Annotated in this window: 13 protein-coding genes; all 13 read right to left on the minus strand. The window is 73.1% G+C overall.

Annotated elements, in window-relative coordinates:
* Positions 1 to 64 precede the first annotated feature (64 nt).
* Positions 65 to 1,261: a methionine adenosyltransferase gene (metK, locus tag FHU30_RS18420; protein WP_253877276.1), complete on the minus strand. Its 1,197-nt coding sequence runs from the start codon at positions 1,259 to 1,261 to the stop codon at positions 65 to 67.
* A gap of 154 nt (positions 1,262 to 1,415) precedes the next feature.
* Positions 1,416 to 2,990, minus strand: a complete 1,575-nt coding sequence (locus tag FHU30_RS18425; RefSeq protein ID WP_253877278.1) for a bifunctional phosphopantothenoylcysteine decarboxylase/phosphopantothenate synthase — start codon at positions 2,988 to 2,990, stop codon at positions 1,416 to 1,418.
* Between the two features lie 44 nt (positions 2,991 to 3,034).
* On the minus strand, positions 3,035 to 3,289 hold the full coding sequence (rpoZ, locus tag FHU30_RS18430; RefSeq protein ID WP_026411629.1) for a DNA-directed RNA polymerase subunit omega: 255 nt from the start codon (positions 3,287 to 3,289) through the stop codon (positions 3,035 to 3,037).
* A 72-nt stretch (positions 3,290 to 3,361) separates the two neighbouring features.
* Entirely contained in the window at positions 3,362 to 3,955 is a 594-nt protein-coding gene (gene gmk, locus FHU30_RS18435) for a guanylate kinase (RefSeq protein ID WP_253877280.1), read from the minus strand.
* Positions 3,956 to 4,049: 94 nt separating this feature from the next.
* Positions 4,050 to 4,376: an integration host factor, actinobacterial type gene (gene mihF / locus FHU30_RS18440; protein ID WP_026411631.1), complete on the minus strand. Its 327-nt coding sequence runs from the start codon at positions 4,374 to 4,376 to the stop codon at positions 4,050 to 4,052.
* 982 nt (positions 4,377 to 5,358) lie between these two features.
* Positions 5,359 to 6,069, minus strand: coding sequence for an orotidine-5'-phosphate decarboxylase (gene pyrF / locus FHU30_RS18445; protein WP_253877282.1), 711 nt, complete (start codon positions 6,067 to 6,069; stop codon positions 5,359 to 5,361).
* Entirely contained in the window at positions 6,066 to 8,009 is a 1,944-nt protein-coding gene (locus FHU30_RS47125; protein ID WP_308211332.1) for a dihydroorotate dehydrogenase, read from the minus strand. The genes pyrF and FHU30_RS47125 overlap by 4 nt, the downstream gene beginning before the upstream one ends.
* 49 nt (positions 8,010 to 8,058) lie before the next feature.
* The gene (locus FHU30_RS18460) at positions 8,059 to 8,952 is read right to left on the minus strand and encodes an iron-sulfur cluster-binding protein (protein ID WP_253877284.1); all 894 of its coding nucleotides are present in this window, start codon (positions 8,950 to 8,952) and stop codon (positions 8,059 to 8,061) included.
* A gap of 76 nt (positions 8,953 to 9,028) precedes the next feature.
* Positions 9,029 to 12,367: a carbamoyl-phosphate synthase large subunit gene (gene carB, locus FHU30_RS18465; RefSeq protein ID WP_253877286.1), complete on the minus strand. Its 3,339-nt coding sequence runs from the start codon at positions 12,365 to 12,367 to the stop codon at positions 9,029 to 9,031.
* Entirely contained in the window at positions 12,367 to 13,512 is a 1,146-nt protein-coding gene (gene carA, locus FHU30_RS18470; RefSeq protein WP_253877288.1) for a glutamine-hydrolyzing carbamoyl-phosphate synthase small subunit, read from the minus strand. Before carA ends, carB begins: the two co-directional genes overlap by 1 nt.
* Before the next feature lie 121 nt (positions 13,513 to 13,633).
* Positions 13,634 to 14,923: a dihydroorotase gene (locus tag FHU30_RS18475; protein ID WP_253877290.1), complete on the minus strand. Its 1,290-nt coding sequence runs from the start codon at positions 14,921 to 14,923 to the stop codon at positions 13,634 to 13,636.
* A complete protein-coding gene (locus FHU30_RS18480; protein ID WP_253877292.1) occupies positions 14,920 to 15,861 on the minus strand; it encodes an aspartate carbamoyltransferase catalytic subunit in 942 nt (313 codons plus the stop codon). The genes FHU30_RS18475 and FHU30_RS18480 overlap by 4 nt, the downstream gene beginning before the upstream one ends.
* A complete protein-coding gene (pyrR, locus tag FHU30_RS18485; protein ID WP_253878042.1) occupies positions 15,858 to 16,427 on the minus strand; it encodes a bifunctional pyr operon transcriptional regulator/uracil phosphoribosyltransferase PyrR in 570 nt (189 codons plus the stop codon). Before pyrR ends, FHU30_RS18480 begins: the two co-directional genes overlap by 4 nt.
* Positions 16,428 to 16,541: the final 114 nt, after the last annotated feature.

Genomic DNA, 16,541 nt, shown 5'->3' on the forward strand with positions numbered 1-16,541 from the left:
GGCCCCCGCGAGGGCGGGGGCCTTACGTGTGTCCGGGCCCTGGGGCTCGGGGTGGAGCAGGTGCTTAGAGCAGGCCGGCGTACTTGGCGAGGTCGCCGGCGCGGTCGGTGCGCTCCCAGGAGAAGTCGGGCTCCGGGCGGCCGAAGTGGCCGTACGCCGCCGTCTGGGAGTAGATCGGGCGGAGCAGGTCGAGGTCGCGGACGATCGCGGCCGGGCGGAGGTCGAAGACCTGCGCGACGGCCTGCTGGATCTTGGCGACCGGGACCTTCTCGGTGCCGAAGGTCTCCACGAACACGCCGACCGGGTGGGCCTTGCCGATCGCGTAGGCGACCTGGACCTCGGCGCGGTCGGCGAGCTGCGCCGCGACAATGTTCTTGGCGACCCAGCGCATGGCGTAGGCGGCCGAGCGGTCCACCTTGGACGGGTCCTTGCCGGAGAAGGCGCCGCCGCCGTGCCGGGCCATGCCGCCGTAGGTGTCCACGATGATCTTGCGGCCGGTCAGGCCCGCGTCGCCCATCGGGCCGCCGATCTCGAACCGGCCGGTGGGGTTGACGAGCAGGCGGTAGCCCTCGGTGTCGATGTCGAACTCGGCGAGCACCGGGTCGACGACGTGCTCCTTGACGTCCGGGGTGAGCAGCTCCTTGAGGTCGATGTCCGGAGCGTGCTGGGACGAGACGACCACGGTGTCGAGGCGGACGGCGCGGTCGCCGTCGTACTCGATGGTGACCTGGGTCTTGCCGTCGGGGCGGAGGTAGGGCACCACGCCGCCCTTGCGGACCGCCGACAGCCGGTGCGACAGCCGGTGCGCGATGGTGATCGGCAGCGGCATCAGCTCGGGCGTCTCGTTGGTGGCGTAGCCGAACATCAGGCCCTGGTCGCCCGCGCCCTGGCGGTCCAGGTCGTCCTCCTGGCCCTCCTCGCGGGACTCGTAGGCGTCGTCCACGCCCTGCGCGATGTCGGGGGACTGGGCGCCGATGGACACCGACACGCCGCAGGAGTGGCCGTCGAAGCCCTTCTTGGACGAGTCGTAGCCGATCTCGAGGATCTTCTCCCGGATCACGCCGGGGATGTCGACGTAGGTCTCGGTGGTGACCTCACCGGCCACGTGCACCTGACCGGTGGTGATCATCGTCTCCACGGCGACCCGGGAGGTGGGGTCGTCCTTGAGCATCGCGTCCAGGATGGCGTCACTGATCTGGTCCGCGATCTTGTCCGGGTGCCCCTCGGTGACGGACTCGGAGGTGAACAGGCGGCGAGACACGTACGTGAACTCCTTGCAGCGGCTGCTGACTGACGTCGCAGAACGGACTTTTCGGTCTTTGTGGCGGGAGACGCCGCCCCCGCCGCAGGCTTGCGTTTGAGTTTTCCGTCGGAGTCTATAGGGAATGACCTCGAATTCAGGTAGCTCCGCGCCCCTACCTCGGGTGAGGCGCGTCTCGGTCATGCCCTCCAGGTTCGCGATCATGCGCGGCGAGCCGGGCGGCCGCGAGGTCCCACACCACGTCGGCGAGATCCTCCTTCGGACCGCGCGGGACCTCGGTCGCCGAACCGTCCGCGCCCAGCACGACCGCGGCGTTGTCGGGCCGCCCGAAGGTCAGGTCGGCCCCCACCTGGTTCACGACGAGGAGGTCGCAGCCCTTGCGCTTGAGCTTCTCCCGGCCGTTCGCTAGCACGTCGTCGGTCTCCGCGGCGAATCCCACGACGACCTGATCCGGACGCTTGCCCGCGCTCAGCTCGGCCAGGATGTCGGGATTCTTGACCAGCCGAATCGGGGCGGGTTCGCCGTCCGGATTCTTCTTGATCTTGGATTCGACGTACTCGGCGGGCCGGAAGTCGGCCACCGCGGCGGCCATGACGACCACGTCGGCGTCGCTCGCGGCGGCGAGCACCGCGTCGCGCATCTCCCGCGCGGACCCGACCGGCACGACATGGGCGCCCGCGGGGTCCGGCAGGGAGGCGTTGGCCGACACCAGCGTCACGCGGGCGCCGCGGGCCACCGCCGTGCGGGCGAGCGCGTAGCCCTGGAGCCCCGACGACCGGTTCCCCAGGAACCGGACGGGGTCGAGCGCCTCCCGCGTCCCGCCGGCCGAGACCACGACATGCCGTCCAGCAAGATCGAACAACCCCAGCGCCCGGACATCAACGCGCCGCCCGGCCGCCACCACTCCCCCGCCGTCAACGGACGAAACGCCCCCGTCCCGTCCACCACCAGAAGCCCCGGGCTCGCCGCCCGCACCCATCTCCGGAGTGGACGGAACGGTAGCGTCCCGTCCATCGTCTGAGGGCTGGGCACCAGGCGAAGCCACGCGCGGCGTGGACGGAACGGTACCGTCGCGGCCGTTGCCGGGCGTCGCAGCGTGCTCTGGAGCCGTGGCCGGACGGGACGGAACGGTACCGTTCCGTCCGGGTCCGGTCTGCGTGGCGAAAGCGGCGCGGGCCTTGTGCCAGCGGGTGAGGACGTGGCGGGCTACGTCGAAGAGCTCGGACGGGTCCGGGAGGCGTCCGCGGCCGGTGTCCTTGCCGGTGAGGCGGCCGGACGCGGGGTCGATGACGATCGCGCCGCGCTCGCGGAGGGTGGCGACGTTCGCCTGGGTGGCGGGGTGCTCCCACATCTCGGTGTGCATCGCGGGCGCGAACACGACCGGGCAGTGCGCGGTGAGCAGGGTGTTGGTGAGCAGGTCGTCCGCGAGGCCGTGCGCGGCCCTGGCGAGCAGGTCGGCGGTGGCCGGGGCGACGAACACCAGGTCGGCGGACTGCCCGATGCGCACGTGCGGAACGCCGGAAACCCCGTCCCACACGCGGGTGGAGACGGGGTTGCCGGACAGGGCGGCCCAGGTGGGCTCGCCCACGAAGCGCAACGCGTCCTCGGTCGGCACGACGGTGACGTCGTGACCGGACTCGGTGAGCCGTCGCAGCAGCTCGCACACCTTGTACGCGGCGATCCCGGCGGCGACGCCGAGCACCACGCGGGGCTTGTCGGGGGCTGTCATACGGCCGACTCTAGGACGCGGCCACCCGCGGCCTGGACGCCGGGTCAGCCCTCTACGGGCTCGGCCTTCAGCAGGCCCTCGCGGACCTCGCGGAGCGCGATCGAGAGCGGCTTCTCCTGCACCTGGGTCTCGACGAGCGGGCCGACGTACTCGAGCAGGCCCTCGCCCAGCTGGGCGTAGTAGGCGTTGATCTGCCGGGCACGCTTGGCCGCGATGCTCACGAGACCGTACTTGGTGTCGACGATCTCGAGCAGGTCGTCGACGGACGGGTTGGTGATGCCGTCGTTGCTGGCTGCCACGCGGTGGCCCTCCACTAGATGACCACGCCGGGGCCGGTCCCTGACGGGACGTCGGATGCGCGGCGCGGATGCTTACGAACGAACAACCATCAAGACTAGCAGCTCGTCCACCACGTCCTGGACGGACGTGTTCACCAGGGTGATGTCGAACTCCTTCTCGGCGGCGAGCTCGACCCGGGCGGCCTCGAGGCGGCGCTCGATGACGTCCGGCGGCTCGGTGCCGCGTCCGGTCAGGCGGCGGACCAGCTCGTCCCATGAGGGCGGGGCGAGGAAGACCAGCCGGGCCTCGGCCATGCTCTGCCGGACCTGCCGGGCGCCCTGGAGGTCGATCTCCAGCAGGACGGGTTCGCCGCGGGCGAGACGCTCCTCGACCGGGCGGCGCGGGGTCCCGTAGCGGTTGCCCGCGAACTCCGCCCATTCGAGGAGCTCGCCCTCGGCGACGAGCCGGTCGAAACCGGCATCGTCGACGAAGTGGTACTGCAGGCCGTCGGTCTCACCCGGTCGGGGGGACCGGGTGGTCACCGAGACCGACAGCCACACCTCGGGGTGGGCCCGCCGGATCTCGGCGACGACCGTGCTCTTGCCGACGCCCGACGGCCCGGAGAGGACCGTGAGGCGACGGACGAGCCGACCTTGCGTCAGCTGGGAGCCGTCCGGCGCGGTCATGGGCGCACCGGAGCTGAACGGGGTGGTGCCGGATCCGGGCACGCCCGGGCCGGCCGCGACGGCAGCACCGTCGCGCCCGCTCGCGGATCGGGGGTCAGCGGTTTCCACCGCCGCCGAACTCACGCTCCAGGGAGGCGCGCTGGTTGGCACCGAGGCCCCGCACACGGCGGGACTCGGCGATGCCCAGACGCTCCATGATCTGCTTCGCACGGACCTTGCCCACACCGGGCAGGGATTCCAGGAGAGCCGACACCTTCATCTTTCCGATGACGTCGTCGGACTGACCCTCCTTGAGAACCTCGGCGAGCGAGGTCCCCCCGTGCTTCAGCCGGTTCTTAACCTCGGCACGCTCCTTGCGCGCCTTGGCAGCCTTCTCCAGGGCTGCGGCGCGCTGTTCGGGGGTTAGGGGCGGAAGAGCCACGCCGGGTCACCTCAGGTTTCCACTCGACGGAGTCGGACGGGACGGGAAACTAGCGAGTTCACGGCCCATAAGGCAACGTGAAGTGCCGTTTTACCCGCCACAAAATCACGAAAATCACTCCTTGGAGTGTCCTGAATACAGAGTGTACCCAACTCGGGCCCGCTCGGCGCCCCCGAGCCCGCCACCTGGACACTTACCCAAGATCGCAACTTTCCCCCCAAAACACCCCGAAAGCCGTCACTCTCCACCCCCACCCCAAATGATCTTGATCACGTTCCCCACCCCCTCCAGCCACCCTCCCACCACGTCCCAAAAACCACCCCTCACCCCCCACCACTCCCGCAAGCCACCCCCACCCCACCCCACCGCAAAGAGCACCGCGCCCAAGCCCCCCACCGAGGCCGCCTGAGCTCTCGCGAACACGCCCGGCACGTCCGCAGACCGAGAGGCGGCGTTAGGGACCGAGAGCAACGTCGCGGCCCCCGAGACCGAAAACGCCGCAGCAGCAAAGGCGACGGCAACCCCGATGATCCGCCGCCCGCTCCCAAGAGCCCGGCACCGTCCCCCAGAGCGCCCCGGGGGACGCCACGGGCCCGGCCCTGCCCAGCGCCCCCGCCGGGCAGACGACCGTCGTGAGTGGGGGGCAGGCGGGCTAGGAGGTGCGGACGGTGCTGCGGCGGCCGATCAGCAAGAGGTCGGCGTCGGCCGCCAGGGCGTCCTCGGGGGCGGCGCGGGGCCGCTGGGTTAGGGGGTGGGGGCGGTGTTGCGGCGCAGGGGGGCGGCGCTGGTGATGGGGCGGCCGATCAGCAAGAGGTCGGCGTCGGCCGCCAGGGCGTCCTCGGGGGCGGCGCGGGGCCGCTGGGTTAGGGGGTGGGGGCGGTGTTGCGGCGCAGGGGGGCGGCGCTGGTGATGGGGCGGCCGATCAGCAAGAGGTCGGCGTCGGCCGCCAGGGCGTCCTCGGGGGCGGCGCGGGGCCGCTGGGTTAGGGGGTGGGGGCGGTGTTGCGGCGGAGGGTGGCGGCGATGGTGGCGGCGGCGGCGCCGGGGTCGGCGGCGCCGGTGATGGGGCGGCCGATCACCAGGAGGTCGGCGCCGGCGGCCAGGGCGTCCTCGGGGGTGGCTACGCGGGCCTGGTCCTGGGTGGCGGCGCCCGCCGGGCGGACGCCGGGAGTGATCAGCGTGATGTCCGGGCCGACCTCGGCGCGGACGGCGGCGGCCTCCTGCGGGGAGCACACCAGCGCCCGGGCGCCCGCGTCCACGGACAGGGCGGCGAGGCGGAGCACGGCGTCCGAGGCGGGGCCGGCGAGGCCGATGGCGGCGAGGTCCGCGTCGTTCAGGGACGTCAGGACGGTGACGGCGGCGATCCGGGTGTCCGGCGCGGCGTCCGCGGCGGCGCGGATCATGGCCGGGCCGCCCGCCGCGTGCACGGTCAGGTACGTGGGACGCAGCCGGGCGACCGCGCGGGTCGCGCCCGCGACGGTCGCCGGGATGTCATGGAGCTTCAGGTCCAGGAACACCTGGACGCGGCTCGCCCCGCGCACGCTCGCGACCACGTCCGGGCCGTAGCGCAGGTAGAGCTCCAGCCCGACCTTGACGGTGCTGACGTGCGGGGTGACCTGGCTGGCCCAGCGCGCGGCGGTGTCCAGGTCGGGGGCGTCGAGCGCGACGGCGATGGGGGCCGGTGCAGCGGTCACGGGAGTCTCTCCTTGGTCTCTGCCGCGGCAGGGCCGGCGGCCGGTCCGTCCTCGGGGTGGACGCCGCGAGCGGCGTCAGGCGCGGTGTCGGCGCCGGACGCAGTGTCGGCGCCGGACGCAGTGTCGGCGCCGGACGCAGTGTCGGCGCCGGGATCGGTGCGGGCGGCCGGGACGCTGTCCGCACCTGAACCGGGCGCGAAGTGTGCATCCGGGCCGGGCGCGGCGCCCCCGTTCGGGGCACGGTCGGTGCCCGCATCCGGGGCGAGGCTGGAGCGTCCGTCCGGGGTGCGGCCGGTGGGGCCGTCCAGGGCGAGGCTGGAGCGCGCATCCGGGCCGGGCGCGAAGTGCATGTCCGGGGCGGGGTTGGGGTGCCCGTCCGGGCCGAGGGGGGTGCGGCCGTCCAGGGCGAGGCTGGGGCGCGCATCCGGGGCGGGCGCGAAGTGCACGTCCGGGGCGAGGTTGGCGCGTCCGTCCGGGGCGGGACTGGGGCGCCCGTCCGGGGCGAGAGCGGCGCGCCCGTTCGGGGCTCGGTCGCTGTGCGTGGCCGGGCCGCGGTCGGGGCGGGCGGGCGGGACGCTGTCCGCGTCCGAACCGGCTGCGGGGCGGCCGTCCGGGGTGGGCGCGGAGTGCGCGTCCGGGGTGGGGGTTGGGTGGGGGGCCGGGGGGGTGGGTTTGGTGCCGAAGCGGCGGGTGGGCTTGGGGGCGGGTGCGGGCTCCGCCGGGGCGTCCGGCTCGCGGCGTCCGGTCGTGTCGGCTGCGCGGCGCACGCCGTTGCCGGGGGCGGGGGCCTCCGGCTCGGCGCGGGGCGATGCGGGGGCGGGGGTGCGGGGTGACGGGGTGGGGTCTGACTGGGGGCTGGACGGGGCGTCAGCGGCGTTGGGGGACGTGATGCGCACTGTGGAGCGGATTCGGGGCGCGGACGCGGCGTTGGCGGTCTCAGCGGCTTCTGCGGGGGTCTCCGCGTCGGACGGGGGCAGCGGGAGGACGCGCGGGGGCACGTAGCCCGCGGGCTTGTGCGCCAGGCCGACGGCGTCCGCGAGGTGGGCGATGCGGCGGGAGGACAGGGCGTCCTCCAGTTCGCGCAGGACGCGGAGCGGCGCGGCGGGCTCGTGGAACAGGGTCGTGCCCAGGGCGACGGCGCTCGCGCCGGCGAGGATGAACTCCAGGGCGGCGAGGCCGGAGTCGATGCCGCCGACGCCGATGATCGGGGTGTCGGGCAGCGCGGCGTGCACCTGGTAGACGCAGCGGACGGCGACGGGCCGGATCGCCGGGCCGGACAGGCCGCCCGAGACGCCGGTGAGCGCCGGGCGCAGGGTGACCGGGTCGATCGCCATGCCGTCCATGGTGTTGACCAGGGTCAGGCCGTCGGCGCCCGCGTCCACGCAGGCGAGCGCGATGCGGGCGATGTCGGTGACGTCCGGGGCGAGCTTGGCCAGGACGGGCGTGCCGGGACGGGAGTGCAGCCGGACGGCGCCGACGACGGCGGCCGCCGCGTCCGGGTGCCAGCCGAACATGCGGCCGCGGTCGGCGACGTTCGCGCAGGCGACGTTGACCTCGATCGCGGCGATGTTCGGGACGCCGCGCAGCCGCCGGGCGACCTCGGCGAACTCCTCGACGCTGTTGCCCGCGACCGAGACGACCGTCCGGACGTCCCGGTCGACGAGCCAGGGCAGCTCGCGCTCCAGGAACGGCTCGACACCGGGGCCGGGCAGGCCCATCGCGGTGAGCAGCCCGCTCGGGGTCTCGGCGGCGCGCGGGGTGGGGCGCCCGGCGCGCGGCTGGGTGGTGACCGACGCGGTGGTGAACGCGCCGAGGCGGGTGAGGTCGAGGAACGGCGCCAGCTCGCGCCCGCTCCCGCCGCACCCGGCCGCGGTGAGTACCGGGTTCGGCAGCTCCAGCGAGCCGATCCGGACGGTCATGTCGGTGGACGCGGCGCTCATCGGTCGGTCCCCTCACGCGACGGCACGGGCGGCTGCACAAGCGCGGGGGTCATCGGTCGGCTCCTTCGGGTGGGACGGCCGACAGGACGCGGGGGGCGCCGAGCGCGTCGAACGGGATGGTGCCGAGGTCGCCCCACCGGACGCGGTCGCCGCGCAGGACCGGGCCGTCCGCGCAGGCGCGGACCATGCGGGTGACGCCGTCGTCGCCGTGGAAGGGCAGGACGCAGGTCATGCAGACGCCGATCCCGCACACGGCCGTGGACTGCAGGAACTCCTCCAGGAACACCTGGGACGGCAGCCCGAAGTCGCCCGCGACGCGGGTGACCGTGCGCAGCAGCGAGGTGGGTCCGCAGGCGTACACGACGTCCGCGCCGGTCTCGTCGATGACGCGGGGCAGGACGTCGCGGACGTCGCCGCGCTCGCCGAGGGTGCCGTCCGCGGTGGCGGTGACGGCGGAGTCGCCGATCCGCTGGGCCATCCGGGAGCCGAACACCTCCCGCGCGGACGACCCGGCGAGCACGAAGTGGATCTTGCAGCCGCGGCGGGCGAGGGTGTCGGCGAGCGCGAACAGCGCCGCGCCCTGCGGGCCGCCGCCGACCAGCAGGCAGTTCACCGGGTCGCGCGGCAGCCGGAACGGGCGGCCTAGCGGCCCGAGCAGGTCGACCTGGTCGCGGGACCGCCGGGACGCCAGCCAGGACGTGCCGGGCTCGGTGTCGGCGAACACGATCTCGATCGTCCCGCCGTAGTCCGACTTGACCTCGTACACCGAGAAGCAGCGCCGCACCAGCCGCCCGGAGTGCTCGCCGCCGACGGCGAGCGCCACGAACTGGCCGGGCCGGAACCGCTCGGCGGCCGCGGGGGCCACCAGCGTCAGCGCCGTGTAGTCCTGCACCTGGCGGACCGTCAGGACCGTCGCCGACGTCTGCACCGGTGAGTCGGACACCCGTCTCCCTCTCGTCCTCGTCCGGGCCGGCGAGCCGTCCCCGCAGGGACGGCCCGCCGGGGCCCGCTTCCTCAGCTCACCCCTGTCCGAGCACGCCGTGCGCGCCGCTCAGCCGCTCGGCGTGCTCCTGGAGGGAGCGGACGCCGACCTGCCCGCCGGCGATGGCCTCGATGCCCTGCACGGCCGCGGCCAGCCCCTGGACGGTGGTCACGCACGGCACGCCGCGCAGGACGGCCGCGGTCCTGATCTCGTAGCCGTCCAGCCGGGGCCCGGACTGTCCGGGGCTCCCGAAGGGAGTATTGACGATGAGGTCCACCTCGCCGTCGAGGACGCGCCGCACGATGGTGGGCTCGCCCCCGGCGCCGGGGCCGTCGCTGTGCTTGCGCACGATCTTGGCACGCACGCCGTTGCGGCGCAGGACCTCGGCGGTCCCTTCCGTGGCAAGAATCTCAAAGCCCAGGTCAGCAAGGCGCTTGACGGGGAAGATCATGTGCCGCTTGTCCCGGTTCGCGACCGACACGAACGCCCGGCCCTTGGTCGGCAGCACGCCGTAGGCGGCCTGCTGGGACTTGGCGTAGGCGGTGCCGAACACCTCGTCGATGCCCATGACCTCGCCGGTGGACCGCATCTCGGGGCCGAGGACGGTGTCCACGCCCTGGCCGGCCGCGTTGCGGAACCGGTCGAAGGGCAGGACGGCCTCCTTGACCGCGATCGGCGCGTCCAGCGGGAGCGCCCCGCCGTCGCCGGACGGCGGCAGCAGGCCCTCGGCGCGCAGCGCGCCGATCGTCGCGCCCATCATGACCCGCGCGGCGGCCTTGGCGAGCGGCACGGCCGTCGCCTTGGACACGAACGGGACGGTCCGGGACGCGCGCGGGTTGGCCTCCAGGACGTACAGCACGCCCGCGGACAGCGCGTACTGGACGTTCATCAGCCCGCGCACGCCGATGCCGCGCGCGAGCGCCTCGGTGGCGGCGCGGATCCGGTGCAGGTCGTCATGGCCGAGGGTGATCGGCGGGAGGGAGCAGGCCGAGTCGCCGGAATGGATGCCGGCCTCCTCGATGTGCTCCATGACGCCGCCGAGGTAGAGCTCCTCGCCGTCGAACAGGGCGTCCACGTCGATCTCAATGGCCTCGTCCAGGAACCGGTCGACCAGCACCGGGTGCTCGGGCGACGCCTCGGTGGCCTTGGCCATGTACGACTCCAGCGTGGCGTCGTCGTACACGATCTCCATGCCGCGCCCGCCGAGCACGTAGGACGGCCGGACGAGCACCGGGTAGCCGATCTCGGCGGCGATCTCCACCGCCTCCTCGTAGGAGGTGGCGGTGCCGTGCTTGGGCGCGGTGAGCCCGGCGCGGTGCAGGACGCGGCCGAACGCGCCGCGCTCCTCGGCGAGGTGGATCGACTCGGGCGAGGTGCCGACGACCGGCACGCCCGCGTCCTTGAGCTTCTGCGCCAGGCCGAGCGGGGTCTGCCCGCCGAGCTGGACGATCACGCCCGCGACCTCGCCGGACATCTGCTCGGCGTGCACGACCTCCAGGACGTCCTCCAGGGTGAGCGGCTCGAAGTAGAGCCGGTCGGAGGTGTCGTAGTCGGTCGAGACGGTCTCGGGGTTGCAGTTGACCATGACGGTCTCGTAGCCCGCCTCGGCGAGCGTGAAGGACGCGTGCACGCACGAGTAGTCGAACTCGACGCCCTGCCCGATCCGGTTCGGCCCGGAGCCGAGGATGATCACCTTGGGCTTCTCGCCCGGCGGCACCTCGGTCTCCTCGTCGTACGCGGAGTACAGGTACGGGGTCTTCGCGGCGAACTCGGCGGCGCAGGTGTCCACGGTGAGGTACACGGGCCGGACGCCGAGGGCGTGCCGCAGCTCGCGGACGACCTCCTCCGACAGCCCGCGCAGCTCGCCGATCTGGGCGTCGGAGAAGCCGTGCCGCTTGGCGTTGAGGATCTTGTCGCGGGTGAGCGCGTCCTCGGCGGTGCGGATCTCGTCGGCGATCTCGTTCAGCCCGGCGATCTGGTCCAGGAACCACGGGTCGATCCGGGTCGCCTCGTAGGCCTCCTGGACCGTCGCGCCCGCCCACATCGCCCGCTGGACGGCCCGGACGCGCCCGTCGTGCGGCTCGGCCGCCCTGGCCAGCCACTCGTCCTTGGCGCCGACCGCGCCGGCCCAGGAGAACGACGAGCCCTTCTGCTCCAGCGACCGCAGCGCCTTCTGCAGCGCCTCGGTGAAGTTGCGGCCGATGGCCATGGCCTCGCCGACCGACTTCATGTGCGTGGTGAGCGTGCCGTCCGCGCCGGGGAACTTCTCGAACGCGAACCGCGGCACCTTGACCACGACGTAGTCGAGCGTCGGCTCGAACGACGCCGGGGTCTCGCGGGTGATGTCGTTCGGGATCTCGTCCAGCGTGTAGCCGACGGCGAGCCGGGCGGCGATCTTGGCGATCGGGAACCCGGTGGCCTTGGACGCCAGCGCGGACGACCGCGACACCCGCGGGTTCATCTCGATGACGATCATCCGGCCGGTGCCGGGGTGCACGGCGAACTGGATGTTGCAGCCGCCGGTGTCGACGCCGACCTCGCGGATCACCGCGATCGCGACGTCCCGCATGTTCTGGTACTCGCGGTCGGTGAGCGTCATCGCGGGCGCGACGGTGATCGAGTCGCCGGTGTGCACGCCCATCGGGTCGAGGTTCTCGATCGAGCAGACGATGACGACGTTGTCGTTGCGGTCGCGCATCACCTCCAGCTCGTACTCCTTCCAGCCGAGGATCGACTCCTCCAGGAGCACCTCGCTGGTCGGGGACGCGTCGAGGCCGGCGCCCGCGATGCGGCGCAGGTCGTCCTCGTCGTGCGCGAAGCCGGAGCCCGCGCCGCCCATGGTGAACGACGGCCGGACGACGACCGGGTAGCCGAGCTGCTCCGCCGCGGCGAGAACCTCGTCCATGGTGTGGCAGATCAGCGACCGCGCGGACTCGGCGTTCAGGCCCTGCTCGCGCGCGACCTTGGCGACGACCTCCTTGAACCTCTCGCGGTTCTCGCCCGCCTGGATCGCGTCCACGTCGGCGCCGATCAGCTCGACGCCGTACTCGGCGAGGACGCCGCCCTCGAACAGCGCGATCGCGGTGTTGAGGGCCGTCTGGCCGCCCAGCGTGGGCAGCAGCGCGTCCGGCCGCTCCTTGGCGATGATCTTCTCGACCGTCTCCGGGGTGATCGGCTCGACGTAGGTCGCGTCCGCCATCTCCGGGTCGGTCATGATCGTCGCCGGGTTGCTGTTGACCAGCACGACCCGCAGGCCCTCGGCCTTCAGCACGCGGCAGGCCTGCGTGCCCGAGTAGTCGAACTCGGCCGCCTGCCCGATCACGATCGGCCCCGAGCCGATGACCAGGACGGACCGGATGTCTTCCCTGCGCGGCATTAGATTCCGGCCTCCTTCTCCTGGTCCGACGCGGTCTGGTCCGACATGAGCTGGACGAACTGGTCGAACAGTCCGGAGGCGTCGTGCGGGCCCGCCGCCGCTTCGGGGTGGTACTGGACGCTGAACGCGGGGCGGTCGAGCAGCCGAAGCCCCTCGACGCAGCCGTCGTTCAGGTTGACGTGCGAGACCGCGGCCGGGCCGTACGGGGTGTCGAACGGGCCGTCCTTGGGCGCGTCCACGGCGAACCCGTGGTTGTGCGCGGAGATCTCGACCTTGCCCGTCCGGACGTCCTGGACGGGCTGGTTCACGCCGCGGTGGCCGAACCGCAGCTTGTAGGTGCCGAGGCCGAGCGCGCGGCCGAAGATCTGGTTGCCGAAGCAGATGCCGAAGAACGGCCTGCCGGCGTCCAGCACGCCGCGCAGCGCCGCGACCTGGTGGTCGGCGGTGCCGGGGTCGCCCGGGCCGTTGGAGAAGAACACGCCGTCGGGGTCGAGGGCGAGGATCTCCTCGGCGGTGGCGGACGCGGGCAGGACGTGCACCTCGATGCCGCGTTCGGCCATCCGGTGCGGCGTCATGCCCTTGATGCCGAGGTCCACGGCCGCGACAGTGAACCTCTTCTCGCCGATCGCCGGGACGACGTACGCCTCCTTGGTGGCGACCTCCTCGGCCAGGCTCGCGCCGGTCATCTGCGGCGACTCCTGGACGCGCCGGAGCAGCTCGTCCACCGGGGCCTGCGCGGCGGGGCCGGAGAAGATCCCGGCGCGCATCGCGCCGCGGTCGCGCAGGTGCCGGGTCAGCGCCCGGGTGCCGGTGATCGCGATGCCGACCACGCCCTGCGCGCGCAGCGCCGAGCCGAGCGAGCCGGTGGCCCGCCAGTTGGACGCGACGCGGGCGGGCTCGCGCACCACGTACCCGGCGACCTGGATGCGGGCCGACTCGGGGTCCTCGTCGTTCACGCCGGTGTTGCCGATGTGCGGGGCGGTCATCGCCACGATCTGCCGGGCGTACGAGGGGTCGGTGAGGGTCTCCTGGTAGCCGGTCATTCCGGTGTTGAAGACCATCTCACCGAAGGTCTCCCCCTCGGCCCCGTAGGCGACCCCCTGGAACGTGCGCCCGTCTTCCAGGATCAGTAGAGCAGTGCTCATTGGCTCACTCCGTTCGCGGGCCCCTGGCCGCCGTGACGCACCGTCTTCCCTCGTCGCTCCGGTCGCAGGCTCCCTGCGCTCCTCAGTCCAGACGGCGCGCGGCCAGGGGCGGGGGGGTGGGTCACTGGAGCTTCCCTTCGAGGACGGTCGGGCGGCCGCGCAGGAACGTCGCGACGACGCGTCCGGGCAGCTCCAGCCCCGCGTACGGGGTGTTGCGGCTCTTGGAGGCCATCGCGGTCGGGTCCACGGCGCGGCGCGGCGACGGGTCGTACAGCGTGATGTTGGCGGGCGATCCCGCCTCCAGCGGACGACCCTGTCCGGTGAGGCGGCCGATGCGGGCGGGCGCGAACGACATGCGCTCGGCGACCCCGGCCCAGTCGAGCAGGTCGGTCTCCACCATGGCCTCCTGGACGACCGAGAGCGCGGTCTCCAGGCCGATCATGCCCATGGCGGCGACGGCCCACTCGGTCTCCTTCGCCTCGACCGGGTGCGGCGCGTGGTCGGTGGCGACGATGTCGATGGTGCCGTCGGCGAGGGCGTGCCGGAGCGCGGTGACGTCGTCGGCGGTGCGCAGCGGCGGGTTGACCTTGTAGATCGGGTCGTAGGACGCGGCCAGCTCGTCGCTGAGCAGCAGGTGGTGCGGGGTGACCTCGGCGGTGACCCGGCAGCCCTTGGACTTGGCCCAGCGGATGATCTCCACCGAGCCGGCCGTGGACACGTGGCACACGTGCAGCCGGGACCCGACGTGCTGGGCGAGCAGCACGTCCCGGGCGATGATCGCCTCCTCGGCGACCGCGGGCCAGCCGCGCATGCCGAGCGCGGCGCTCATCTCGCCCTCGTTCATCTGCGCGCCCTCGGTCAGCCGGGGCTCCTGCGCGTGCTGGGCCACGACGCCGTCGAACGCCTTGACGTACTCCAGCGCGCGCCGCATGATCACCGCGTCCGAGACGCAGTGCCCGTCGTCGGAGAACACCCGGACGCCGGCGGCCGAGTCGGCCATCGCGCCGAGCTCGGCGAGCTGCTGGCCCTTGAGCCCGACGGTGACCGCGCCGACCGGCTGGACGTCGCAGTACCCGGCCTCGCGGCCGAGCCGCCAGACCTGCTCGACGACGCCCGCGGTGTCGGCGACCGGGTCGGTGTTGGCCATCGCGTGGACGGCGGTGTACCCGCCCTTCGCGGCGGCCCGGGTGCCGGACTCGACGGTCTCGGCGTCCTCGCGGCCGGGCTCGCGCAGGTGGGTGTGCAGGTCGACCAGGCCGGGCAGGGCGATCAGGCCGCGCGCGTCGATGACCTGCGCGTCCGCCGCGTCCAGATCGGGGCCGATCGCGGCGATCTCGCCGTCCCGCACCAGCAGGTCCGCGGGCTCTCCGCCGAGGACGCGGGCGTTCTTGATCAGGTACGCGGTGCTCATTCGGAGACCTCCTTGCCGATGGCGGACTCCGAGCCGCCGAGCAGCAGGTAGAGAACGGCCATGCGAGCGCTGACGCCGTTGGCGACCTGCTCGACGATGGTGGACCGGACGGAGTCGGCGACCTCGGCCGCGATCTCCACGCCCCGGTTCATCGGGCCGGGGTGCATGACGATGGCGTGGTCGGCCATCCGCGCCATCCGCTCGGCGTCCAGGCCGTAGCGGCGGCTGTACTCGCGGACGGTCGGGAAGTAGCTGGCGTTCATCCGCTCGTGCTGGACGCGCAGCATCATCACCACGTCGCTCTTGGGCAGCACCGCGTCCAGGTCGTAGGAGACCTCGCCGGGCCAGGTGTCGATCGCGACCGGCAGCAGCGTCGGCGGGGCGACCAGGGTCACCTCGGCGCCGAGGGTGTTCAGGAGCAGCGTGTTGGAACGCGCCACGCGGCTGTGCAGGATGTCCCCGACGATGGTGACCTTGCGGCCCTCCAGGCTGCCGAGGCGGCGGCGCATGGTGAAGGCGTCCAGCAGGGCCTGGGTCGGGTGCTCGTGCGTGCCGTCGCCGGCGTTCACGACGCTGCCCTGCACCCAGTTCGCCAGCCGGTGCGGCGCGCCGGACGCGCCGTGCCGGATGACCACGCCGTCCGCGCCCATGGCCTCCAGGGTCAGAGCGGTGTCCTTCAGGCTCTCGCCCTTGCTGACCGACGAGCCCTTGGCGGAGAAGTTGATGACGTCCGCGCTGAGCCGCTTGGCGGCCGCCTCGAACGAGATGCGGGTGCGGGTCGAGTCCTCGAAGAAGAGGTTGACGACCGTCCGGCCGCGCAGCGTCGGCAGCTTGCGGACCGACTGCTCGGTGGCGCGGGCCAGCTCCTCGGCGGTGTCGAGGACGAGCAGGGCGTCGTCGCGGCTGAGGTCGGCGGCCGAGATCAGGTGGCGCTTCACTTCTTCTCCCCCTTCGGGCCGAGGAGGACGGCGTCCCGGCCGTCGTTCTCGGCCAGCAGGACCTTCACCGTCTCGCGCATGGACGTCGGCAGGTTCTTGCCCACGTAGTCGGCGCGGATGGGCAGTTCGCGGTGCCCGCGGTCCACCAGGACGGCGAGCTGGACGGCGCGCGGGCGGCCGAGCTCGTTCAGCGCGTCCAGCGCGGCGCGCACGGTCCGGCCGGAGAACAGCACGTCGTCGACCAGGACGACCACGCGGTCCTCGATGCCGCCCTTGGGCAGCTCGGTGCGGCCGATCGCGCGGGCGGGGCGCAGGCGCAGGTCGTCGCGGTACATGGTGACGTCGAGCGAGCCCCACGGGACGGGCCGCCCCTCGACCTCGTGCAGGGCCGCGGCCAGCCGCTCGGCGAGCGTCACGCCGCGGGTCTGGATGCCGAGCAGGACGACGTCCTGCCCGCCTTTGGTGCGTTCGAGAATCTCGTGCGCGATTCTGGTCAGCGCGCGCCGGATGTCCGGACCCTCCAGAACGGCCTTCTGCCGGGGGTCTCCGGTGCCACGGTCGGTCACGCGCGTGTCGGCCGGATCGTCCGGCCGGTGGGCAGCATTCACCGCCTGAACCTCCTTTCCCGCCTCACAGGACGGGTCTTAAAGGACGCCTTGTCCCCGACAAGGTAGCAGGTG

It is taken from the genome of Actinomadura rupiterrae, assembly GCF_024172125.1.
Classification (GTDB): Bacteria; Actinomycetota; Actinomycetes; order Streptosporangiales; family Streptosporangiaceae; genus Spirillospora; species Spirillospora rupiterrae.

Coding starts and splice junctions, on each gene's coding strand:
- carB (WP_253877286.1), bottom strand. CDS start 12,367: ATGCCGCGCAGGGAAGACATCCGGTCCGTCCTGGTCATCGGCTCGGGG.
- FHU30_RS47125 (WP_308211332.1), bottom strand. CDS start 8,009: ATGAGCGCCGCGTCCACCGACATGACCGTCCGGATCGGCTCGCTGGAG.
- FHU30_RS18425 (WP_253877278.1), bottom strand. CDS start 2,990: ATGACAGCCCCCGACAAGCCCCGCGTGGTGCTCGGCGTCGCCGCCGGG.
- FHU30_RS18475 (WP_253877290.1), bottom strand. CDS start 14,923: ATGAGCACCGCGTACCTGATCAAGAACGCCCGCGTCCTCGGCGGAGAG.
- gmk (WP_253877280.1), bottom strand. CDS start 3,955: ATGACCGCGCCGGACGGCTCCCAGCTGACGCAAGGTCGGCTCGTCCGT.
- carA (WP_253877288.1), bottom strand. CDS start 13,512: ATGAGCACTGCTCTACTGATCCTGGAAGACGGGCGCACGTTCCAGGGG.